Origin of the sequence: Psychrobacter sp. NPDC078409, from assembly GCF_050268505.1 — a bacterium.
Lineage (GTDB): Bacteria > Pseudomonadota > Gammaproteobacteria > Pseudomonadales > Moraxellaceae > Psychrobacter.
Map to the genome: position 1 here is coordinate 36,370 of NZ_JBNNGW010000005.1, position 22,152 is coordinate 58,521.

Sequence of the window (22,152 nt, forward strand, 5' to 3'; positions counted from 1 at the left end):
ATATGAATGAACAAAATCAAAGATTTTTATGTTTTACGATATTCTATAGTGAAAGAAGATCCTGTGCTCATTGAAACGCCACCGCTTCCAAAAGTTAAAGGTAATACTATTTTGTCAGCTCTTTTACAGAGTCATCAATGGGAGGCAAGGGGAATAATCTATCAGTTCATTGGATTTTCTAAAGAAACTATAGACGACTCTGATTTTTATGTTGGAAAAATTGCGAAATTAAAGACAACACAGTTAGGTGTAAAAGTTTCTGAAGATATAGTTGAGAAAGAAACAGATGATTGGAAAGCGATCATATTAATAATAGATACCAAAAACCAATTCATTTTTGCTAGGAAAAATTCATCTTTTGGTGATGTTTCTCATATATGCAAGTCTATACAAAATGGAATTAATGAGGTTGTTACTCCTGAGTATAACCATAAAGTCTTTGTAGAACCTTTACCGTCTAAGGGTAAGTTTTGGGAAATCGTAAACAATAGCGAAAAGATTTATAGAGTAGAGCTAGTGATGATTTCTCCAAACATTATGGAGACGGATAAAAGGGCGCGGGATGCTCTCGAGGACTTAAAGAATTTATTCAATCAAGATACAACTGTAATAGAAATGAAAAATGATGCTGGAGAACTTATAATTCCTCATGACCCCATTGATATGTATATTGAGTACATAGAAGAAGGTGAAGGTAAATGGGAGTTAATCACGGATTATAATAAGACTAATCGTAAGAAAAAATTCAATAGCGATGGAACACCAGAGGTTTTAGATATTGAACATGTAGATAAATACCACGAAGAGCCGATGGATAAAAGGCAATTAGAGTTATATGAGATAAAAATATCACGTACGAATCAGTTTCTTTTGAAAGTTAAAGACTATATTGAGGATAAAGTGAGAAAAAATTGAAAACGATCCTAATAATTCTAGGTATAAGTTTAATACTACTAGTTCTTTCTAGTATTTTAGGATGGGTTTCGATTTCTTGTAAGAGTTTTGAAGGTTTGTCAGTTTTATATGGTGCAATGACTGCTGCAACAGTTGCTATATCATTAGCGCTATATAACCATATAGATACTATAATTAAAGATATACCTGAGAAACTAAAAGATAAAAATGAATCTTTTTACGTAAAATCAATCGATAGTTTAACTTTATTGAAGAAAGAAGCTTTATCAAATACTTTTTTAGCAGTAGTTAATATTTGCTTATATTTTTCAGTAAGAAGTTTAGATGTTTTTTCATGTAATACTGAAAGTCTACTCAGCTACATAAATTTATTAGTATCGATATTCACATTTCTTGCTTTTGTCTATATGATATTTGACCTGATAAAGGCATTCCAAGTATCAGCTGAGTATCGAAGTATTATTAAAAAGGGATGATTAAGAAGAGTATTTACTATATATAAACCCCACAACACCGTTTAAATTTCTCACCAGACCCACAAATGCACGGTTGTTTTTGGCTGACAGTCATCGCAACCGTCGGATCTAAGAAATACCAGCGCACATCGTTATTAGCCTTGTCTTTTACCTTTACAAAGGTGGACAGCTCATGATGCGCTTGTACTTTTTCTTCTAAACTAGCGGTATTATCTTTGGTATTAAAATACGCCTTAAACTCAACTTGTGCATGACGTTTACCCAGTTTTGGCGTGTGCTCTACAATCTCTAATCCTGCCCAATCTGTCTCTTTGGCCCAACTTTCAATCGCGTCAAAGTCAAGCAAGCCTTGCTGCGCAGGCACTGTGGTCTTGACGATATACTCTGGTTTCACCAATGCAAAGGCACTATAGCGTGTACGCATAAGCCGTTCAGCTGTCTCCGCTTTTATACTATCTGCTTTATCAACCTCATTATTATAAAAAACACCATTATAAAAAGCATCATGATATGGCTGGCAGCAGTCTTGATAGGATAGCGGAGCGTCTGTCGTCTCTGTTGTTGGATTGATTTGGCAAGGGCAAGTATCTGGGTAAGGTTGCATGTTTTACTCTAATTTTTGTTTGGGCTTATTCGTTTAGGCTTAATGGTCTTTTGATAACTTTATTGCAGCATGCTTTTTATTAATTCTGGCAATATACCGACCTTAAGCTGCGCCCATGCGGAAGGATCACTTAATCGTGACCAAAACATCTCAAAAGGCGGAGCAGCATATACCAGTAGCGCAAGGATAGTGTATAAGAGCAAATACCACCATTTGTCTTTTGGCTGATAAAACTTCATCGCTGTACCCGATGAGCGCTTCATTTTCATATTGGACAAATTGACGCTATACAGCTCGTCCAATGACAAATGCACTATCGCGCCACCAAATAAAAACAGCCCATAAAACCAGCTAGTCGTCAGTGGTAGGTGCAAACCATAATAACTCAGGCATGTCAGGCCTAATCCCAGTATCGCCATATACGGCACAGAGTGGATGACACCGCGATGCACCGTCATAGTGGTAAAGATATGAAATACCACGTAACGCATGAAACCGTAGCCTGCCAGCCACAATACTATCAGTGCCAGTAAGCTCAAATCACTACGCCAGTGCATGACCAGACCAAAGGCAAATATGAATGAGGTGATATTAAAACCGAGCTTAATCGGTGTTGAATTATCAGAATCTAAGTCTGGCAGCAACCCACCAATAGTACCAAGCGCTACGCACACCAAAAATCCTGAATCATCAATCAATCCCGCTTTATAAACCGTCAAACTCAGTGTGCCGCTGACCATAAATGCGACATTTAAGTGGGTATTAAAATTTGCCATAAAACTCATTCATCCATAGCGCTCAAAAAGTCCTTTCGAGCGGCGTATCTAGCAGTAAAAAAGCGCACCATGATACCATAGACCGTCCATACGTCTAATAGAGATAGCCTGTAAGAGAGAGCTTCTATGCCTGCCAGTGATTTACCCGCCACACTTAACTCTGATACTCATACTAAGCAGCTGCCTGTAGTAGAAGGTCAGCTTGATAACAGCTTTGCTACTATTGACTGGCAAGTGCCTTGGTTATCGCATATTACTCAATTGAGTTATATCAGCAACACGATTGAACACCTTAGTCGCTCGAAATCACAGAGAAATAGCTTGGATGGTTTAGGTAATTTGGGTGATTCAGAAGGTTTGGATAATGTGAAAAGCCTAGATGAGCACGATATAAATGCTTCTGAAATCAATATGCATGACACGATTGCCAAAGTCTTAAAAACGGCGATGATGCAGCAGGCTGAACATTTGCAACAGCCGTTACCACATACTAAACCTGCTCATGACCACAAATCTCAGACGCTACAGTTCGTTTCTCAAAATGCATTGCCTGAAGGGGAAGCCTATGAGCATTTCATCGGCACAACTGGCAATATCCCGACGCGTGATAACTTACATGACTTGTTTAATGGCAGTATTTGGCTGACCTTTCCGAAGACTAAAGCTATGCTCAATTACTACCATATGCTAGAAATCGCAAAGCAGGGCATTAGTGAGCGTCGAGGGCGTGTGCGCGATACTATTACTGTTTTTGATGAGAATGGCGCAGTGCTAGTGACTTCTGATGCTAGTATCGGTGAGGCATTGGTTGATTTTGACTGGCAGGCAAGTTTGGTGAAACCACGTGCTAAATGGGACAACCCAGCACAACCAAATACAAATGTTCAGGCAGCAGTCTATATTTTTGGGCATGCACTGCTTGAGCAGTTGGTACATCCTCGCAAACCTCTATGCGCACACAGCATTGTCATTCCTGTTGCACAAGAATTCTTTACCTTATCGTTAGCTGAACGTATGCGCTATTTGGATGACAAGGTTGCCGAATATATGAATACATTATTATCCAATGATGACGTCAAGCCGCGCCAGCTTGCGCCGTTACCTATTTTAGGGGTGCCGCATTTTTGGGCAGAAAACGCAGATACTGGCTTTTATAAAGACAGCTACGTGTTCCGCAGTGGACGACGTGAAAAAGACAAAAAATAAATAGAAAGGGATTGCTTAAGAATAGCTCGCTAAACCGTTGTTACGTTTACGATTGTGCCACGATTCGACAACGTCCAGACGTTAACAAAGCCTTGTATGTTTGTTATGGTAAAAGGAAGTTTCTGTTAATCACTATAGATATGATTATCTCTTTTGTTAACACAGACTTCTATTAGACAGTTTTGCGAAACTGCTCTGCTGATCCAAGACAGATCAATCATTTATTGAGCCACCAGTCATACATAAACTTATAATAATTTATGTCCAGGATTTATAACAACGATAAGGAAGCTATCATGAGTGATATTTTTGATGTAAAAGACACCCTTTCGGTTGCTGGCAAGGAACATGCCTACTACAGCCTGCCAAAGCTGACCGAAACTTATGAGCATATCAAGACACTACCATTTTGTATGAAAGTGGTATTAGAAAACCTATTGCGTAACGAAGACGGCGGCCAGTCGGTTGGTAAAAACCATATCGAAGCGGTTGCCAACTGGGATGCAGGGGCTGAGGCGTCAAAAGAAATCGCCTTTATGCCGGCACGTGTGGTATTGCAGGATTTCACTGGTGTACCTTCAGTTGTCGATTTGGCTGCGATGCGTGATGCAGTGGTCGAGCTTGGCGGAAAGGCTGAGCAGATCAATCCGTTTATCCCTAGTGAGCTGGTCGTCGATCACTCTGTACAGGTCGATGCTTATGGCCGCGAAGATGCGCTAGATTTGAACGAAAAGATTGAATTTAAGCGTAACAATGAGCGCTATGAATTTTTGCATTGGGGCAAGCAAGCCTTTGAAAACTTCGTCGTGGTACCGCCAGCGACAGGTATCGTGCATCAGGTCAACCTTGAATATCTAGCCCGTGTCGTGATGGCAGCAGACGTCGATGGCGAGCTGACAGCTTATCCAGATACAGTGTTTGGTACAGATAGTCATACCACGATGATTAATGGTATCGGTGTACTTGGTTGGGGTGTGGGCGGTATCGAAGCTGAAGCTGCGATGCTAGGCCAACCGTCATCGATGCTGATTCCACAAGTAGTCGGTTTTGAGCTAAAAGGCAAGCTAACCGAAGGCGTCACGGCAACTGATTTGGTATTACGTGTGGTTGAGATGTTGCGTGCACATGGCGTAGTGGGTAAGTTCGTCGAGTTTTATGGCGAAGGCTTACACAGTATGCCGCTAGCGGACCGCGCTACCATTGCCAACATGTCACCAGAGTACGGTGCGACTTGTGGTATTTTCCCAATTGACCAAATGGCGATTGATTACCTGCGTCTATCAGGCCGTGAAGAAGAACAGATTGAGCTGGTTGAAAAATATGCTAAGGCGCAAGGCTTATGGCACGATGCCGATACACCAGCGGCGACTTATTCGAGCAAGCTCGAACTAGATCTATCGTCAGTACAGCCAGCACTTGCTGGTCCAAACTTGCCACAGCAGCGTATCAATTTGTCTGATATGCATGAGAAGTTTGGCGAAACGCTAGAAAAAATGACCAAAGATCGTAAGTCAGAAGTAGAAGGCAAAGTACGCTTTGATCAAGAAGGTGGCGAGCAAGAGCAAGCTGAACACTTAGCGGCTGAGCCAAATATCGAAGTTGATACCAGTGATGACAATGCAGGTTATGCGCCAGCTAACAATGTCTTCTCAAATGTCAGTATCGATGATAAGCAGCACAAGTTACGAGACGGGTCGGTAGTTATTGCTGCCATTACTTCTTGTACCAATACTTCAAACCCAGCAGTAATGATTGGTGCAGGTCTAGTGGCCAAAAAAGCGGCTGCAAAAGGGCTTAAAGCCAAGCCTTGGGTCAAGACATCGCTCGCACCGGGTTCTAAAGTGGTTACCGATTATTTAGAAAAAACTCATCTGATGGATGAGCTAGAAAAAACAGGCTTCTATCTAGTAGGGTATGGGTGTACCACATGTATTGGTAATTCAGGGCCATTATCAGAAGAGATCGAAAAAGGCATTGAAGAAAACGACTTAGTCGCGGCAGCGGTACTGTCTGGTAACCGTAACTTTGAAGGTCGTATTCACTCGCATGTTAAAGCCAGTTATTTAGCATCACCACCACTAGTGGTTGCCTACGCGTTGGCAGGTACAGTCGATATCGATCTGACCACTCATCCACTAGGACAGGATCAAGATGGCAATGATGTATTCCTAAAAGATATCTGGCCGACCTCGGAAGAAATTAACGAGCTGATTGCCAATAATATCGATGCTGATATGTTCCGCAAAAACTACGGCGAAGTATTTGATGGTAGTGCAGCGTGGAACGCGATTAGTTCAGCGGATAGCCAATTGTATCCATGGGATGAAGGGTCAACGTATATTAAAAACCCACCGTTCTTTGATGGTATGACCATGGAGCCAGAAGGCATTCCTGATATCGAAGGTGCGCGTATTTTAGGTCTATTTGGTGACTCAATCACCACCGATCATATTTCACCAGCAGGTAATATCGATCCAGACTCACCAGCAGGTAAGTACTTGCAAGAGCGCGGTGTGATGGAAGCAGACTTTAACAGCTATGGTTCGCGCCGTGGTAATGATGCAGTCATGACTCGTGGTACCTTTGCCAATATCCGTATCAAAAATACCATGATGGGCGGTAAAGAAGGTGGCTATACCTATTACTTCAAAGATGACAGCGCTACGCTACAAGATGGGGAAGAAATGCCTATCTATAACGCAGCGATGAAGTATAAAGAAGACAAGCGTCCACTCGTCGTACTTGGTGGATCAGAGTATGGTTCTGGTTCGAGCCGTGATTGGGCAGCCAAAGGTACTATCCTGCTAGGCGTAAAAGCCGTATTGACCAGCTCGTTCGAGCGCATTCACCGTTCAAACCTAGTCGGTATGGGCGTACTGCCATTGACGTTTAAAGATGGTCAAAATGCAGAAACCTACAAACTAGATGGTTCTGAAGTGCTCAGCATCACAGGGCTAGATAACGGCGAAAGTAAAACAGCCACGGTTACGGCTACACGTGCTGATGGTTCGGCAGAAACCTTTGAGGTCAACGTCGGTCTACAAACGCCAAAAGAGCGCGAGTATGTGCGTCATGGCGGCGTATTGCACTATGTACTACGTCAATTGGCTGCTGAGAGCAAAGATGCAGGCTAGTAGTTAGTTAAGCTTTATATGACAAAAGCCCAATTTCCTTCAAAGTAGGGGGTTGGGCTTTTCTATGGAAGACGTTTTTCTTCTTGTTACTTTACTCTTCAAGCCTTTTCAGTCAACAGTTTAATTCCTAGCCCCATAAATACGACACCACTTATTTTATTCATCATAGATTCAACTTTTGGATTCTCTCTTAGTTTTTTGCTGAACTTTGACGCCAGCAGTGCCAAACACAAGCACCATATAAAGCCTGTGGTGGCAAAAGTCAGCCCCAACATCAAAAATGACAGCATGCCATAAGCATAACTAGCGTCGATAAACTGAGGGAAGAACGCCAAGAAGAATAAAGCGACTTTTGGGTTAAAGGTATTGGTCAATACACCTTGCTTATATATTTGCCAACCATCTACAGCGTTTTGGCTAGTCACGTTCTGATCTTTGGATAAATTGTTTGCAATCGAATTAGAGTTTTTGCTCGTCAGCATCTTAAAGCCTAAATAACACAAATAGCTGGCCCCAATATATTTGACAATCATAAAAGCGATAGGGGAGTTGGCAAGTAACACGGACAATCCTAGCGCCGCCAATAAAGTATGTACCAAAATACCCGAAGTAATGCCAAGAACAGAATAAAACCCTGCTGTTTGCCCTTGTGAAATACTACGGGTGATGATGTACATGCTATCCGTACCTGGCGTTAGGTTTAACAAAATAGCCGCCAAGATAAACCCTAGATAATTCTCGATACCAAACATAGCAATCACTTCCCTTTAATCACGCTAAGCCCCATCATTTATAGTATGTGGCTGCACTTTATCAATACGCTTATCAGATCGATATTAACGAGTATTAGATAGGTTGGCAATAGCGCTATCAACAGTAAGCTAGCAGCTATTAATAATAAGCTAACGACAACAGAATAGAGGATTTCAAAAAACGACAGGCATAAAAAATCCCAGTCACCGTATGATGACTGGGATTTTTTATTGTTCGCTTATTAGTCTAATCTGATGCTAAGCAAAAGTGCTAATAAGTGACGCCGAATAGTGGCGTCCCCAGGGGGATTCGAACCCCCGTTACCGCCGTGAAAGGGCGGTGTCCTAGGCCTCTAGACGATGGGGACGCATAGAGTGTTATAACCAGTGGTTACAACGGTACTTCACAATATCAGATAGCTTAGTAAATAAGCATTGCCTAGGTGCTGATATCGTCCTACTAACGAGTATTTATTATTACGTTTCAGTAATACTGAGCGTTGCTATAAATAAGTATGGTGGAGCTAAACGGAGTCGAACCGTTGACCCCTTGCATGCCATGCAAGTGCTCTACCAACTGAGCTATAGCCCCTCGCTAAGAGTGTGCGTATTTTATGTAAGAGCGGCAGTCTTGTCAACAACTATTTTAAAAATAATTCATAAATATGCAAAAAAAAGCGATTTAGCCTATTTTAAAGGCTCAATAAGCCCAAATTAGCGTGGATTTTGTTTAAGCGCGATCTCTTTGATGGCTTTATCGGTATAAAACTCTTCTTCGCTACCATCAGAAAAAATAATCGCACAGCATTCAGTTGGCACATATTGACCGCCTTTTTCTCGGATCGTTCTTATGCTTTTGACGCCAATGACATCATATTTGCCCAATTTATCTAGATTATGTTTGGTGTAGCCACAGTAAGTGCTGTATATCCATTTTAAATCTTCGAAGTCTTGGCCCTTGGTCAGGGTCAAAGTTGCATCAAACAGCTCCTTTACGATGGCATCATAATATTTCTGTGCTTCTTTTAGGGTATTAAAGACATAGTCTTTGCTTTCTATCGTGACGGTTTTGGCGGCCATGTTTATTTCCAATTAAAATATTTAACGAAAGACGTTTAATAATACGAGGGTAGTTGTACTGACTAACAACGAAAAAGGGTCAGAACTGGCCTGACCCTTTTATACTCGACAAGTTGAGCTAATTAACTGTTTAGTAGAGAAGTTATTCAGCTTCTGAACTACTCAGCAGCAGCCAAAAAATCTGGTAACTCAGCCGCTTGTTTCTCAAGTTTTTTGAGTTTCTTTTTACCGAGGCCACCCAGTACATCAACCGCATGACGCAAGCGAGTCAGAGTCATATCAGCGCCGATAATTGCCATAGAGTTCATGACTGGCGTCGATGAGGTGCTACCAGCGATAGCGATAAAGAACGGCGCCATAAAGTCACGCATCTTAATATCGAGGTGAGCAGCAAGGCCTTTTAGCGTGGCATAGATGTTTTCTTCTGACCAAGTTGGCAAGACTTCTAATTGCCAAAGCGCCAATTGCAGCATCTCGATGATTTGTTCAGGTGTGAGTGATTTATGAGCGAAGCTCTCAGCATTGATGTCAGGTAGGTTTTGGAAGTAGAAACCGCCCCAATTAACCGCATCAGACAATAGCTCGATACGTGGCTGAATAGCCGCTGCGATAGCAGTCAGTTTGTCACTGTTGCTGGCCCACTCAAGGATTTTATTCTTTAATTCTTCAGGAGTAAGCGCACGTAGCCATTCTGCATTGAGCCAGTTTAATTTTTCGATATCGAAGATAGGGCCGCCAAGCGACACGCGCTGAATATCAAAGCTGGCAATCATTTCTTCTAGCGTGAACTGCTCAGCATCATTGGGCATTGAGTAGCCCATACGACCAAGATAGTTTAACAGTGCTTCAGGTAGCACGCCTGCATCACGATAGTAGGTGATAGAAGTTGGGTTTTTACGTTTAGACAGTTTTGACTTATCAGGGTTACGCAATAGCGGCATATGACAAAGGGTCGGCATTTCCCAACCAAAATAATCATATAGCAGTTGATGCTTAGGCGCAGAGTTCAGCCACTCTTCACCGCGCATAACATGGGTGATTTCCATCAAATGGTCATCGACGACGTTGGCTAAATGATAGGTTGGCATGCCGTCTGTTTTTAGCAGTACTTGCATATCGACTTGAGTCCAAGGGAACTCAACCGTACCGCGCAGCATGTCTTGTACCTGACAAGTGCCTTCGGTCGGTACACGCATACGAATCACGTGCGGCTTGCCCTCGCTTACCAATTGCTCGGTTTTTTCTGGTGCAAGATGGGCACAGCGACCATCATAACGAGGAGTCTCGCCATTGGCCATTTGCTCAGCACGCATAGCGTCTAACTCTTCACTGGTACAAAAACAGCGGAACGCATGGTCTTTTTCTATGAGTATCTCGGCGTGTTTTTTGTAGATATCGCTGCGCTCGCTCTGACGATAAGGGGCGTGTGGGCCGCCAATATCTGGGCCCTCGCTCCAATCCAGACCAACCCAACGTAGGGCATCCAAAATCATCTGTTCTGATTGCTCAGTTGAGCGAGTCTGATCAGTGTCTTCGATACGTAAGATGAATTCGCCGCCATGCGCTTTGGCAAAGGCCAAGTTAAATAGGGCAATATAGGCAGTACCTACGTGTGGGAAGCCAGTTGGTGATGGGGCGATACGCGTGCGCACAGGGCGCGTGCTGTCAGTAGAGGTTTGCATGATAAAAGTCTCAAAGTTTGCTATCGATATAAGCTATCAGTATAAATAGCGATGAAAGATATGAAGTCGATGTTAAGAAATAGCGTAAAATATAGCGCTAGTATAACAGAGACATGTGATATTTTTAATGAAAAGCCCTTCTAGTGCTTGACTACAGGTGTATCCTTGCGATAATAATGCTAAGCAAGTCATAACTTGTTTATTTTCATCTAATTACTGGCCAGTACGGTCGTCATCTATTGAGTTGTTTGTGTCCCTATCAAAGTCTAAGCCAAAATCGAAAGCCAGTCCTTCTGCCGCCGCTGATCTCTCTGAGTCAGTGTCTAGTCCTTCTGCTGTAAAGGATGCGTCTACGCAAGATGTCGATCTGGATGTTACTCACGCCCGTCATGAGGGCGATATCACGTCTGATGAATTGAGTTTTGTCCATGATGCGGTGTTACTGCAAGAGACTGTCGCAGCAGTACTGGGTATAAAATCCTTGCCTAAGCAAAAAGAAGGCGACCAAAATAGCTTAAATATAAGTGGTATCTATGTTGATGCGACCTTTGGTCGTGGTGGTCATAGCCGACTGCTATTAAGCCAACTTGCCGATGATGCAACACTAATTGTCTTTGATAAAGATCCAACAGCCATTAGTGTGGCGCAAGAGCTGGCAAGCAAAGACAGCCGTGTGCGTGTGGTTCACGATAGTTTTGCGACGTTGACCGACAGTCTGGCTGCTATGGGCATCACTGAAGTTGATGGTTTGATGGCAGATTTGGGCATTTCATCACCGCAGATTGATGACGGTAGTCGCGGCTTTAGCTTTATGCGTGATGGGGCAGTAGACATGCGTATGGATACCAGTCGCGGCCAGTCAGTTGCCGAATGGCTTGAAAAAGTCGATGATGAAACGTTGGCCAATGTGCTTTATGAGTTTGGCGAAGAGCGTCACAGTCGCCGTATTGCACGCGCTATCAAACAGATGGAGAGCTACGAGTCTACACTTGAGTTGGCAGAAGTGATTAAAGTAGCGCATCCCAACTGGCAACGCGGCAAACATCCAGCGACGCAAAGCTTTCAGGCCATGCGTATTTTTATTAATAATGAGCTGGGCGATGTTGATGACTTTTTAGAGCAAAGCATTCCTATCTTAAAGTCAGGTGGACAGTTAGCGGTCATTAGTTTTCACTCATTAGAAGATCGTCGTATCAAGCAGTTTTTGCAGCGACATAGCAAAGGGCAATATCCAGAAGACGAAAACCTGCCAATGCCACCGAATCGTCCGCGCTATTTTAGCAAGCCAAAACGTGTTGGCCCAAGCAAAGCTGAGACGAGTCAAAACCCGCGCGCGCGTAGTGCATGGCTGCGTATGGCAATGCGTACTGACACAGCTTATGAGCAGACAACAAAATCATAGAACAACATGATGCCACAAGCCATAGTCGAATAAGATTGCTAATGTTTGTCTAAATGATGCGCAAATGTCCTAATGGCTACGCCACTGTTAAAAATCTGTAAATATTGTCTGTTAGGCTCAGCAGTTGGTTTTTATCTGCATGATAGTTGCATGGATTTATATGTAGTACAGCCATACAACGTGTTTGGTTGTGATATGGCATATTGATAGCCATGAGTCGTGAAGACTTGTGGCGCCTAAATATATTAGCTATCAAATATATTTTCTATGTTCGGTTTTTTAGGTTTAGTTTTTACACTTACAAGTGTCTTTGGTTTTATATTTATCGATGGTATGACCGAATAATGACACGTTCATCTTTCGAAATCCATTATCTACTCTATCGTTTACGTTCACCTTTTTGAGATCGTCATGGCAATATCTGACAAACCTGCGAAACGCCGCACTGCTACACCTTATAATACCGATGTCGGCGAGCTGTTCGTGCGCCGGTTTAATGTGGTGAGCATTTATGTGGTCGTGCTACTGCTATTGGCAGCCACGATTGTATGGAGTGGTATCAAAACTGCCGAAGAAGTTCAGCAATATCATCAGGACTATAAAACCTTGCAAGACATGAAAAAACAAGAACGTAAGCTGCAAGTAGAGCATCAGCGTCTATTGATTGAGCAACAAACCTTTAGCGCCACGCCGCAGATTGCCAGTCGAGCGGTTGCTGAATTGGGTATGTATTCGCCAACATTAAAGGATAAGCTGATTATCCAACCTGGTGTCGCTACTGCATTGGTGCCAGTGGTTACGGAAGACTCAGAGGAAGATATGTCTGACGTGATTGGGCCACGGGCCTCTACTGACATCTCTCCTGAAGAGCCAGCGACGGAGGCAGGACAATGAGTGAGAAAAAGCCTAAATCCACCGCAAAAAATACCAGCAAGAAACCAGCCAGCGGCAAGGTAACCAAACCTCTCCGCCGAGCCAGTGCTGCTAAATCTGGACAGACGAGCAGTAAGCCTGATAAAGCTGCAAGTAATCGTAAGGCCAAATTGTTTGGTCGCATCAAAAAAAGTGACACCCAAGGCGCTTATACCAGTGTAAAAAATCGCAAAAGTAAAATGGTTTTTTCGAGCAAAGCGTCAGGTGCGTCAGCTCTCGGTGGTTTCGAACAAGACAAAAACCGTTTTCGTATGGTCTGGGGTCTAGCGCTGGTTATATTAGCGCTACTGATTAGCCGCGCTTATTATATTCAGGTTGCCAACGCACAGTTTTATCAAGACAAAGGCAATGAGCTCATTACCAGTGAGCGCACCCAAAAGTCTTATCGCGGTATGATTACCGATCGCAATAATCTACCGCTTGCGGTCAGCGCACCGCTCGCAACGGTTTCGTTTAGTCCGCATGATTATTCGCGTGAATATTACGAGCTAAAGCGCATTATCATTACCAATCCTAGCAGTCCCCAATTACAGGCGCGTATGCAAAAGCGTCTGGATAATATGGACCTGACAAAGCTAGCCGCTGCTGCCAATATCTCAGTCGATGAGTTGAAAAAAGTCACGGCCATTGATGACAGTATCGATGTGACCGATGAGAAAGCCGTAAAAGCTGCTTTGCCATCTGGTGCGGGCTCACACTATTTGCCACTACTTAATAAGGTCACGCCTGAGATTGCCCAAAGCGTCAGCTCGCTTGATTTCCCTGGCGTCTACGAAAAGAATTTCTTTCAGCGTTATTACCCGCAGCCACAGTCTAACGCACAGCTGCTAGGCTTTATGGGTCAAAATGCCAAAGATCCTGAAGGCGGTTACGAAGGCCGTGCTGGTATTGAGCGTCAGTATGAAAAAGATCTAGCAGGTGATGATGGGAAAGTACTGGTTCTAAAAGACGCCAAACAAAACAGCCTAAAAGAAATCAAACAAATCGAGCCAGAAGTACCCGGTAAAGATGTGGCGTTGACGATTGATTCACGCTTACAGTATTTGCTGTATAAAGAGCTAGAAAAGGCTGGGCGTTTGCAAAAAGCACGTTGGTCAACGGGTATGATCGTTGATGTGCAAACTGGTGAAGTGTTGGCGTTATCGACATGGCCATCGTTTAACTCAAACAACCTTAACGAGATGACGGGTGAAAACCAGCGTAACCGCGCACTGTTAGATGTGTTTGAGCCAGGCTCAGTGATGAAACCGTTTACCGTTGCAGCAGCACTAGACTCGGGTAAATATACGCCAACGACTTTGATTGATACCAATCCCGGCTCGATTCGCGTACGTGGCTATACCATTCGAGATCATAATAATTTGGGTATGATTAACATGGCCACGCTATTACAGAAATCTAGTAACGTTGCCTCCACCAAGATTGCGCTATCACTGCCAGCCGATGCTATTAGTAATATGCAACGACAGTTTGGCTTTGGCTCAAAAACACCTTTGCAGTTCCCAGGTGAGGGTAGTGGTCTGATCGTCACGCCAAAAGAAAAAGAAACCTCGCGTCGTGCGACGGTTAGTTATGGTTATGGTCTACAAGTGACATTGGCACAGGTTGCACAGGCGTACTCAGCCCTAGCAGCAGGTGGAGTCATGCATCCATTAACTTTAATTAAAGATGACAAGTCGCAGCCAAGCAAACGTATTATGGCGCATGAGCAGGCAATGTCGATTGTACAGATGCTTGAGAGCGTGACTGAGCCTGGTGGTACGGCAAAAGCTGCTGCCATTGACGGATATCGCGTGGCAGGTAAGACAGGTACGTCACGCCGCATCAATCCAGATGGTGGTTATTATACGGATCAGTATCGTAACGTCTTTGCTGGCATGGCACCTGCATCCAATCCAAAGCTGGTAGGCGTAATGCTTATCGAAGACCCGCGCGGTCAGATTTATGCTGGTCTAACGGTCGCCCCTGTCTTCCATAATGTGATGAAAGAAGCATTACGATTGTATAATGTGCCTTTGGATAAGCCACTAAAAACGGAAGCGCAGTAAGCGTTCAATTATTTTAAATGTCCAGTTCTACTGAGCTGACACGTTTTAACTGTTTAGGATTTATCTATGACTATATCATCGCTAGATAGCGCTACTGTTACTTTACAACAGCTTATAGATGCCAATAAAAGCCAGCAGCAAAAACTGGCTGAGCAGCTTACAGCGATGATAGCAGCATCGATTCAGAAAGCATCCAATCAGGCGGGTTTAGCTCAAGCCCAGTCTATTGCCCATACTCCGTTTCAACAATTTCGCTTAGACAATCGCCAATTGGAAGCGAATGACGTATTTGTCCTGTTAAAAAGCCAAACAGCCAACCCTCAAAAAAGTCGCGATTATCTACTACAAGCCGCTGAGCAAGCCGCGTTTATTCTCTCAGAAATTGACCCTAGTGTTTTGCTGAGCGAAGCAAACAACCTCTCAAATACCAATAGTGAACCTAAGACAGATACTATTGCTAATGCACAGCAGCAACTAGCAGCATTGCCATGCCCTGTCTTATACGTTTCTAATATCCGTGACTTTTTGGGTAGCTTAATTCAAGCGCGCCTGCAATATCAGCAGCCAGTGACTCTACCGACCGTGGTTGCGGTGACTGGTACGAATGGCAAAACAACCATCAGCCAATTAGTAGCACAGCTTACTCAGTTGATGGGTCAGAGTAGCGCGGTGATGGGTACGGCAGGTAATGGTAGACTTGGCGCTCTGGTACAAGCCAGTCATACCACGGGCGATGCGTTAGCTGTCCAACAGTTCTTATATCAAATGGGAACAGAGCAGGCAGAAATATTGGCATTAGAGGCCAGCTCTCATGGGTTGGATCAGCAACGATTACAAGGTATGCCAGTCACCGTAGCGGTTTATACCAATTTGAGTCGTGACCATTTAGACTATCATGCTGATATGGCAGAATATGCTGCTGCCAAAGCAAAACTGTTTGATAAAGCTCATTTCCCAGATTTGACCCATGCCATTATCAACATCGATGATGAGCATACTCAGGTTATGTTAGATATGGCAAACGCCAGCGGTTTGACAGTATGGACATACAGTTTGGATTCATCAAAAGCTGCTACTTTTGTTGCCGCTAATATTATGCCCAGTCTGCAAGGCGTCAAAATAAATCTGCGTACTGATTTTGGCGATGACAAAGCTGACAACATAGAGATTGTCAGTCCATTATTAGGTCGATTCAATGTAGCCAATTTGCTCGCAGCGATAGCAGCTGTCGTAGCACTTGATGTTGACTTGGCTATGAATATCGAGCGTATTGCGCCTGCTGTTGCACAGTTGCAAGGTGCAGTTGGGCGTATGCAGCGTGTACCGTCAAATGATGGTTGTTTTATCGTTGATTATGCGCATACTCCAGATGCGCTGAGCCAAGTGCTGGCAAGTTTAAAAACCCACTGTAAAGGTCAGCTATGGGCAGTATTTGGTTGCGGCGGAGATCGCGATGCAGGCAAGCGACCGTTGATGGCGCAAGCAGGTCTGGCAGGTGCTGATCAAGTTGTTCTGACTGCGGATAATCCACGTACCGAAGACCCTAATATGATTTTGCAAGATATGCAGGCTGGTATGACAGCTGAGCAATATCAACGAACCCATATCGAGCCTGCCCGCCAAAAAGCCGTTGAATATGCAGTTAGTCACTCAGGTGTGGATGATATCGTGGTCATCGCAGGCAAAGGTCATGAGACCTATCAGGAGATTAATAACGTTCGCTATGATTTCGATGACAGTGTTGTTTTGCAGCAGGCATTAAATCAAGCTGGCCGTGTGTAGTTGATTGACTCGCGATACATGTATTAGTAAAAATTGATCATTAAATATAAAAATTAAGTAGTCATCATATAAGGTAATCATTATGACAGCCGACACCGATAATACTGCCCAGTCGCAAGGGCTCTATGTCTGGCAAATGGACAATCTGCTCGCAGCGACCACGTCGCTCGATGGGCATTGGCAACTACCACAAGGCCGTGCAGCAGAGCAGACGGCCTTGTCCAGTAAACGTATAGCCACCGATACCCGCACGATAAAGCCAGGCGATATATTTTTGGCGCTAAGCGGCGATAATTTCGATGGACATGATTATATCGACACAGCAATATCAAAAGGCGCTGTTGCTGCTGTCGTCTCGCGTCCTATCTCGCTATCCGGCCCAAATGCTATTCCGCAATTGGTGGTCAGCGATACTCGTTTGGCACTAGGTCAATTGGCAGCGTATCGTCGTCAGCAGCATACAGATTTAACCGTGATTGCTATTACGGGTTCTAGCGGCAAGACCACTTGCAAAGAAATGCTAGGCAGTATTTTTGGTAGATTGGCACCGACCTTGATCACTCGTGGTAACCTCAATAATGACTTGGGTGTGCCAATGATGCTGCTTGAGCTATCAGATCATCATCGTTATGCTATTTTGGAGTTAGGCGCAAACCATATTGGCGAGATTGCTTATACGACTGAAATCGTTCAGCCTGACGTGGCCTGTATTTTAAACATTGGTACAGCGCATTTGGGTGAATTTGGTAGCCGTGAAGGCATCTGCCAGACCAAAGCAGAGATTTACCATACATTGACGGACGCACAGTTTGCAATTGTTCCTGATAAGGATGATTTTACCAATCAGCTACGCCGTATTGCTGAAAAGCACACTTCACATGTGATTGGCTTTGGTAATACGGATGTCAGTGCAAGCCATCTAGACGTAGAGCCTGAACGTAGCGAATTTAAGCTACATATCGGTAATCAAGTCCATGATATCAACTTGCCATTGGCAGGTGAACACAATGTCAATAATGCCTTGGCCGCTGCTGCCTGTGCACATGCGCTGAATATTGAGGTGAGCGACATCGTCATTGGGCTCGAAAATGCACGCCCTGCTAAAGGTCGTTTAAATAGCCAGATACTTGGTATGCATCGTCTCATTGATGATACTTATAATGCCAACCCTCATTCGGTACGTGCCGCTGCTAAAGTATTGGCTGCGCAAACAGGTACGCAGGTCATGGTGCTAGGCGATATCGGTGAGCTAGGAGAGGCGGCTATCAGTGAGCATCAAAGCTTGGGCCGTACTATTGCGACCACGGGTATCAACGTGCTGCTTTGTGTGGGCGAGTATGCCCCTTATACCGTTGCGGGTGCGCAAGAGGTGTCTGATATCAGTGCTCATGCCTTTGCTGACAAAGACAATCTATTACAGTATTTACAGCCGTATTTGCAAGCGCAACAAGCTAAGCCTTGTACTGTGTTGTTCAAAGGCTCTCGTTCCATGGGAATGGAAACACTTATTCATGCGCTAGTAGAGGAGTAGGCGGTGTTAGTTTGGTTGTTCGGCTGGCTTGGCCAGTATTATACGCCGTTTTCTGCGGTTTCTTCGTTGACACTGCGAGCATTGCTTGCCGTTATTACCGCCCTTATGTTTAGCATGATGTTTGGTGGCCGTGTCATTCGGCACCTGCGATCGCTCAAGTACGGTCAGGCCATTCGTAATGATGGGCCTCAATCGCATTTAGCCAAGACGGGTACGCCAACTATGGGCGGGGTATTGATCCTAAGTGCGATTGGTATATCGACGCTACTATGGGCACGACTAAACAATCCTTATGTTTGGATTTTGCTCGTGGTTATGGTTATTTTCGGTGCCGTAGGTTGGGCTGATGATTGGCTAAAAATTAAGTACAAAGATCCAAAAGGCTTAATCGCTCGCAAAAAGTATTTTTGGCTATCTATGGGCGCACTGTTTGTCGGTGTGTCTTTGTATTATATCGCCACGCTACAACCCGATATCAACACCACGCGCGAGATGCAGGATTTGCTATTGCCAGTATTCAAAGACTGGATGATTCCATTTTCAGCAGTACCATTTGGTATTGGCTTCATCATCTTTACCTACTTTGTGATTAATGGTGCTTCTAACGCAGTCAATCTAACCGATGGTTTGGATGGTTTGGCGATTTTGCCAGTCGTTCTCGTTGCTGCAGGTTTGGGTGCGATGGCCTATGTATCAGGCGATGTACGCTTTGCTGATTACTTGCATGTGCCTTATATTCCTTATAACTCTGAGGTCATCATCGTTTGTGGCTCAATGGTCGGAGCAGGCCTTGGTTTCTTATGGTTCAACGCGCATCCAGCACAAGTCTTTATGGGTGATGTTGGCGCGCTAGCATTGGGTGCAATGCTGGGTACTATCGCCGTGATGACCCGTCAAGAGATTGCCTTTGCGATTATGGGTGGTTTGTTTGTCGCAGAAGCGCTGTCGGTGATGTTGCAAGTTGGCTCGTACAAACTGCGCAAAAAACGCGTCTTCCGTATGGCACCGCTGCATCATCATTTTGAGGAAATTGGCTGGAAAGAAACGCAAGTGGTGGCGAGATTTTGGATTATTGCCATTATCCTTGTCATCCTCGGGCTAATGACGCTAAAACTGCGTTAAGCTATAACCGCCAAGTATCTATATGGATATCAATTTACAAAAATCCAAAAAGCCGTTTCAATCATGATTGAGACGGCTTTTTGTCGCTCAAGGCAGATGAATTTTGTTAAAATACGAAGCATATTGCTGTCACTTTGAGATGCCCGTGTCATTATTTATTTGTCCACTTTGTCAGTCACCACTACAGCCTGCCGCAGATACTTGGCGCTGTGATGGTAGTTTGCACCCTAAGCAAACCTCACATCCCTTTGATGTGGCGCGTCAAGGCTATGTTAACCTGCTGCCAGTACAACAGAAAAAGTCTAAAGCACCTGGGGACAGTCAAGAGTCTATCGATGCGCGTAAACGGTTTTTGAATCATGGGCACTACGCACCGCTACAAAACTTAATTAGCCAAAAGATGACAGAGTTACTGTCTAACGATGAGTTAGTGGATAAACAAGATAACAAGCCAGTCAATTGGCTAGATATTGGTTGCGGAGAAGGATACTACACGCACGCAATGGCACAAATGGGATCGGATGTTATAGACACGCTGATAGCCGCTGACATCAGTAAGCCTGCAGTGGTTGAGCTGGCCAAAGTCAGTAAACTAGCAGGTCATCTATGGTATCAGCCGCGTAAAGAAGATACTGCCAAGACGACTGCGGTCTATCCATTAGTGACCAGTGCTGCACATCTACCGTTACGCCCGCACAGTATGACGGGTATTAGTAGTATTTTTAGCCCTATTTTGCCCGAGGCGTTTGATAATGTATTGATGGATGGTGGCTATCTGATTATTGCCAAGCCTGATGTCGGGCATTTGGCAACGATGCGTGATGCGCTGTTTGATGATGTACGTGAGCATGATTCTGATAAATTTTTGCAAGAATTGGCACCATATTTTACGTCGGTTGAGACCTGCCGTGTCAGTACAGAGCTAACGTTATCCGCAGAGGATTTGGCTGATTTGATGACGATGACGCCTTATGCGTACCGTGCCCGCAGCGAAAAAAGGCAAGTACTATTGGCTGCCGTAGAAACAGCAGCATTTGGTACAGAGGCGAAGTTTGTGGTTTATATTTTGCAGAAAACGTCTGTTTAGCACATTTAGAGCATAGCAGTATGGAGTATTGCTATGCTCGTTTTAAATATTAGCCAGCAACTTCTAATGAGTTAGGTTTTTCGAATAGCAGAAAGGTCGATACAGAAGACTTGGCTTAACCGTTTCCGTATTTGCATTCTTCACCAATCAGCTAGTCATTCGCGTTTTTATAAATATCCTGTCTACGATGCTTACCGATAAAGCCTAAATACGCTTCCATTTAACCAAACATTACGCCAACACCTAACATCCCTTTGATCGCGCATGCCCTCGTAACAATCGCAACCTTTCTTCAAGTTTCATAAATCTACTTAATACTAGAATCATTTATCATTCTCTTTGTCGATAGAGTAAAGCTTTATCACGATAATTCATTTAACACTAAGTGAATTATCTATAACTACTCTAAATATGAATTCAAAGGAATAAAATGATGAAAAAGATACTAGTTAGTTCGATTTTAGCCGCTACTGCTTGTTTGTCGATGGTAGGTCAAGCCAATGCCGCGCCCAGTTATGATCAACATCATTCAGCTCAAACACAGCAACAAAAGCACAGCAGCAATAAAGCGAGTAATAACTATAAGCATGCCAAAGCTAAGGCAGCAAAGTCACATCACAAAGCGAATGTAGTGGCTGCTAAACACAAAGCAACAGCCAAAAATATCCATGCTAAAAACAGCCACGACAAAAACAATCATGACAAAAATAACCATGACCGTCGCTCGTAAAAACCCGATTTTACTATCCAAAAATAGCGCCTTAATGAGGCGCTATTTTTTTTGTTCTTATATGACACTATTGATCGTTACTAATTGAGCAAATGCTACTGACTGATAAACGTCATTGATTTCGATATGCCGCTTTTATTAGGCTGAGTGAGTGTGACTTTACTACTCAGAACATCGCCTTTGGCATTGATTTTATAGCATTCTGAGGACGTACCTGCAGTATCAGAAGTCAAAAGCAGATTGCCTGAAGTTTTTATACAGAGCCACGCCGTGTTATTTGTATCTTGTGTGAGCGACCAGTCCTGCTTATAAGTGGCAGTTTTCTGACGCTTACTACTGTCAGCATATACGTTTTCAGTGATGAGCTGATTTGAGTCGCCTACAGTAGCCATTTTAGGGATACTAGTCGTTTGTTTAGCGATTGAATACTCACCCGTACTATCCGTAAAACCATGGAACACCAATGGATTTAGCGTAAAGTAATTGATAGCGACGGACTGATCCGTAATCTGCTGATTCACTGTGTTGATTGTGCTGACTTCTGCGCCTTGTACCATTTTATTATTAAAGCGCATGCTGCCTTTAGGAGTGATTTGAATATCTGCGGCTACGCTTTGTCCGCCGACAGTAGCTACTAGTTTTTCACTACGTTGTTTGGTATAGATATTGAGTAAGGCAGTCTCAACTGGGTATTGAGTGACGACTTTATCAGAGCTGTTATTTTGATTGGTATTACCTGTTGCCATGCCGCCCATGCCAGTAGCACAAGCACTCAATCCGAGTCCTGCTACGATACACATTCCTAGTGTTTTCATTATTGTATCCTTTAGTTTATTTAAATAAATATTCCCAATATCTACTATAATCCAATTTTTGGATAATGGCATCTGCC

At 43.8% G+C, this 22,152-nt stretch carries 18 protein-coding genes and 2 tRNA genes; 12 read left to right on the forward strand and 8 right to left on the reverse strand.

The features are described from left to right. Positions 1-6 precede the first annotated feature (6 nt). The gene (locus ACQKC9_RS11145; protein WP_427621849.1) at positions 7-915 is read left to right on the forward strand and encodes a hypothetical protein; all 909 of its coding nucleotides are present in this window, start codon (positions 7-9) and stop codon (positions 913-915) included. Further along, the gene (locus ACQKC9_RS11150; protein ID WP_427621851.1) at positions 912-1,391 is read left to right on the forward strand and encodes a hypothetical protein; all 480 of its coding nucleotides are present in this window, start codon (positions 912-914) and stop codon (positions 1,389-1,391) included. The genes ACQKC9_RS11145 and ACQKC9_RS11150 overlap by 4 nt, the downstream gene beginning before the upstream one ends. A 16-nt stretch (positions 1,392-1,407) precedes the next feature. Here the strand turns inward: ACQKC9_RS11150 and ACQKC9_RS11155 are convergent, their stop codons facing one another. Then, a complete protein-coding gene (locus ACQKC9_RS11155; protein WP_427621853.1) occupies positions 1,408-1,995 on the reverse strand; it encodes a YchJ family protein in 588 nt (195 codons plus the stop codon). A gap of 59 nt (positions 1,996-2,054) precedes the next feature. Beyond that, positions 2,055-2,771 (reverse strand): metal-dependent hydrolase, encoded by a 717-nt coding sequence (locus ACQKC9_RS11160; protein ID WP_298810142.1) that lies wholly within the window; start codon positions 2,769-2,771, stop codon positions 2,055-2,057. Between the two features lie 126 nt (positions 2,772-2,897). Between ACQKC9_RS11160 and ACQKC9_RS11165 the strand changes: the two genes are divergently transcribed. Together ACQKC9_RS11165 and ACQKC9_RS11170 are read left to right on the forward strand one after the other, a co-directional pair. Next, positions 2,898-3,977: a DUF3025 domain-containing protein gene (locus ACQKC9_RS11165; RefSeq protein WP_427621855.1), complete on the forward strand. Its 1,080-nt coding sequence runs from the start codon at positions 2,898-2,900 to the stop codon at positions 3,975-3,977. A gap of 296 nt (positions 3,978-4,273) precedes the next feature. Further along, on the forward strand, positions 4,274-7,111 hold the full coding sequence (locus tag ACQKC9_RS11170; RefSeq protein ID WP_427621856.1) for an aconitate hydratase: 2,838 nt from the start codon (positions 4,274-4,276) through the stop codon (positions 7,109-7,111). A gap of 98 nt (positions 7,112-7,209) precedes the next feature. Here the strand turns inward: ACQKC9_RS11170 and ACQKC9_RS11175 are convergent, their stop codons facing one another. The 5 genes from ACQKC9_RS11175 to gltX form a co-directional block, all read right to left on the reverse strand. Beyond that, positions 7,210-7,863, reverse strand: coding sequence for a LysE family translocator (locus tag ACQKC9_RS11175; protein WP_427621858.1), 654 nt, complete (start codon positions 7,861-7,863; stop codon positions 7,210-7,212). Between the two features lie 292 nt (positions 7,864-8,155). Further along, positions 8,156-8,231: transfer RNA gene (locus ACQKC9_RS11180), tRNA-Glu, on the reverse strand. Positions 8,232-8,379: 148 nt separating this feature from the next. Continuing rightward, positions 8,380-8,455 (reverse strand) — tRNA-Ala (locus ACQKC9_RS11185). A gap of 122 nt (positions 8,456-8,577) precedes the next feature. After that, a complete protein-coding gene (locus tag ACQKC9_RS11190) occupies positions 8,578-8,943 on the reverse strand; it encodes a hypothetical protein (protein ID WP_427621859.1) in 366 nt (121 codons plus the stop codon). A gap of 158 nt (positions 8,944-9,101) precedes the next feature. Continuing rightward, a complete protein-coding gene (gene gltX, locus ACQKC9_RS11195; protein ID WP_427621937.1) occupies positions 9,102-10,628 on the reverse strand; it encodes a glutamate--tRNA ligase in 1,527 nt (508 codons plus the stop codon). 364 nt (positions 10,629-10,992) lie between these two features. On the opposite strand from gltX, the gene rsmH reads away from it, so the two are divergent. From rsmH to ACQKC9_RS11235, 8 genes are all read left to right on the forward strand, one after another. Beyond that, a complete protein-coding gene (gene rsmH, locus ACQKC9_RS11200) occupies positions 10,993-12,027 on the forward strand; it encodes a 16S rRNA (cytosine(1402)-N(4))-methyltransferase RsmH (RefSeq protein WP_427621939.1) in 1,035 nt (344 codons plus the stop codon). Positions 12,028-12,438: 411 nt separating this feature from the next. Next, complete coding sequence (gene ftsL / locus ACQKC9_RS11205) at positions 12,439-12,921, forward strand: cell division protein FtsL (RefSeq protein ID WP_427621860.1); 483 nt, start codon at positions 12,439-12,441, stop codon at positions 12,919-12,921. Continuing rightward, positions 12,918-15,008, forward strand: a complete 2,091-nt coding sequence (locus tag ACQKC9_RS11210) for a peptidoglycan D,D-transpeptidase FtsI family protein (protein ID WP_057762051.1) — start codon at positions 12,918-12,920, stop codon at positions 15,006-15,008. The genes ftsL and ACQKC9_RS11210 overlap by 4 nt, the downstream gene beginning before the upstream one ends. A gap of 66 nt (positions 15,009-15,074) precedes the next feature. Then, positions 15,075-16,790: a UDP-N-acetylmuramoyl-L-alanyl-D-glutamate--2,6-diaminopimelate ligase gene (locus ACQKC9_RS11215; RefSeq protein ID WP_427621862.1), complete on the forward strand. Its 1,716-nt coding sequence runs from the start codon at positions 15,075-15,077 to the stop codon at positions 16,788-16,790. A gap of 82 nt (positions 16,791-16,872) precedes the next feature. After that, complete coding sequence (locus ACQKC9_RS11220) at positions 16,873-18,321, forward strand: UDP-N-acetylmuramoyl-tripeptide--D-alanyl-D-alanine ligase (protein ID WP_427621864.1); 1,449 nt, start codon at positions 16,873-16,875, stop codon at positions 18,319-18,321. Positions 18,322-18,324: 3 nt separating this feature from the next. Continuing rightward, positions 18,325-19,443, forward strand: a complete 1,119-nt coding sequence (gene mraY, locus ACQKC9_RS11225; protein WP_427621865.1) for a phospho-N-acetylmuramoyl-pentapeptide-transferase — start codon at positions 18,325-18,327, stop codon at positions 19,441-19,443. Positions 19,444-19,582: 139 nt separating this feature from the next. Further along, positions 19,583-20,530 (forward strand): putative RNA methyltransferase, encoded by a 948-nt coding sequence (locus ACQKC9_RS11230; protein ID WP_427621940.1) that lies wholly within the window; start codon positions 19,583-19,585, stop codon positions 20,528-20,530. Positions 20,531-20,963: 433 nt separating this feature from the next. Continuing rightward, positions 20,964-21,260: a hypothetical protein gene (locus ACQKC9_RS11235; protein WP_427621867.1), complete on the forward strand. Its 297-nt coding sequence runs from the start codon at positions 20,964-20,966 to the stop codon at positions 21,258-21,260. 95 nt (positions 21,261-21,355) lie between these two features. On the opposite strand, the gene ACQKC9_RS11240 is transcribed toward ACQKC9_RS11235, so the two are convergent. Continuing rightward, on the reverse strand, positions 21,356-22,075 hold the full coding sequence (locus ACQKC9_RS11240) for a hypothetical protein (protein ID WP_427621869.1): 720 nt from the start codon (positions 22,073-22,075) through the stop codon (positions 21,356-21,358). Positions 22,076-22,152 lie beyond the last annotated feature (77 nt).

Bases quoted from the DNA above. Each gene is read 5' to 3' on its own strand.
- ACQKC9_RS11215 (WP_427621862.1), top strand. From the start codon at position 15,075: ATGACTATATCATCGCTAGATAGCGCTACTGTTACTTTACAACAGCTT.
- ACQKC9_RS11240 (WP_427621869.1), bottom strand. From the start codon at position 22,075: ATGAAAACACTAGGAATGTGTATCGTAGCAGGACTCGGATTGAGTGCT.
- ACQKC9_RS11155 (WP_427621853.1), bottom strand. From the start codon at position 1,995: ATGCAACCTTACCCAGATACTTGCCCTTGCCAAATCAATCCAACAACA.
- ACQKC9_RS11190 (WP_427621859.1), bottom strand. From the start codon at position 8,943: ATGGCCGCCAAAACCGTCACGATAGAAAGCAAAGACTATGTCTTTAAT.
- ACQKC9_RS11235 (WP_427621867.1), top strand. From the start codon at position 20,964: ATGAAAAAGATACTAGTTAGTTCGATTTTAGCCGCTACTGCTTGTTTG.
- ftsL (WP_427621860.1), top strand. From the start codon at position 12,439: ATGGCAATATCTGACAAACCTGCGAAACGCCGCACTGCTACACCTTAT.
- ACQKC9_RS11145 (WP_427621849.1), top strand. From the start codon at position 7: ATGAACAAAATCAAAGATTTTTATGTTTTACGATATTCTATAGTGAAA.
- ACQKC9_RS11175 (WP_427621858.1), bottom strand. From the start codon at position 7,863: ATGTTTGGTATCGAGAATTATCTAGGGTTTATCTTGGCGGCTATTTTG.
- ACQKC9_RS11210 (WP_057762051.1), top strand. From the start codon at position 12,918: ATGAGTGAGAAAAAGCCTAAATCCACCGCAAAAAATACCAGCAAGAAA.
- ACQKC9_RS11230 (WP_427621940.1), top strand. From the start codon at position 19,583: ATGCCCGTGTCATTATTTATTTGTCCACTTTGTCAGTCACCACTACAG.
- ACQKC9_RS11165 (WP_427621855.1), top strand. From the start codon at position 2,898: ATGCCTGCCAGTGATTTACCCGCCACACTTAACTCTGATACTCATACT.
- ACQKC9_RS11160 (WP_298810142.1), bottom strand. From the start codon at position 2,771: ATGGCAAATTTTAATACCCACTTAAATGTCGCATTTATGGTCAGCGGC.
- ACQKC9_RS11220 (WP_427621864.1), top strand. From the start codon at position 16,873: ATGACAGCCGACACCGATAATACTGCCCAGTCGCAAGGGCTCTATGTC.
- ACQKC9_RS11170 (WP_427621856.1), top strand. From the start codon at position 4,274: ATGAGTGATATTTTTGATGTAAAAGACACCCTTTCGGTTGCTGGCAAG.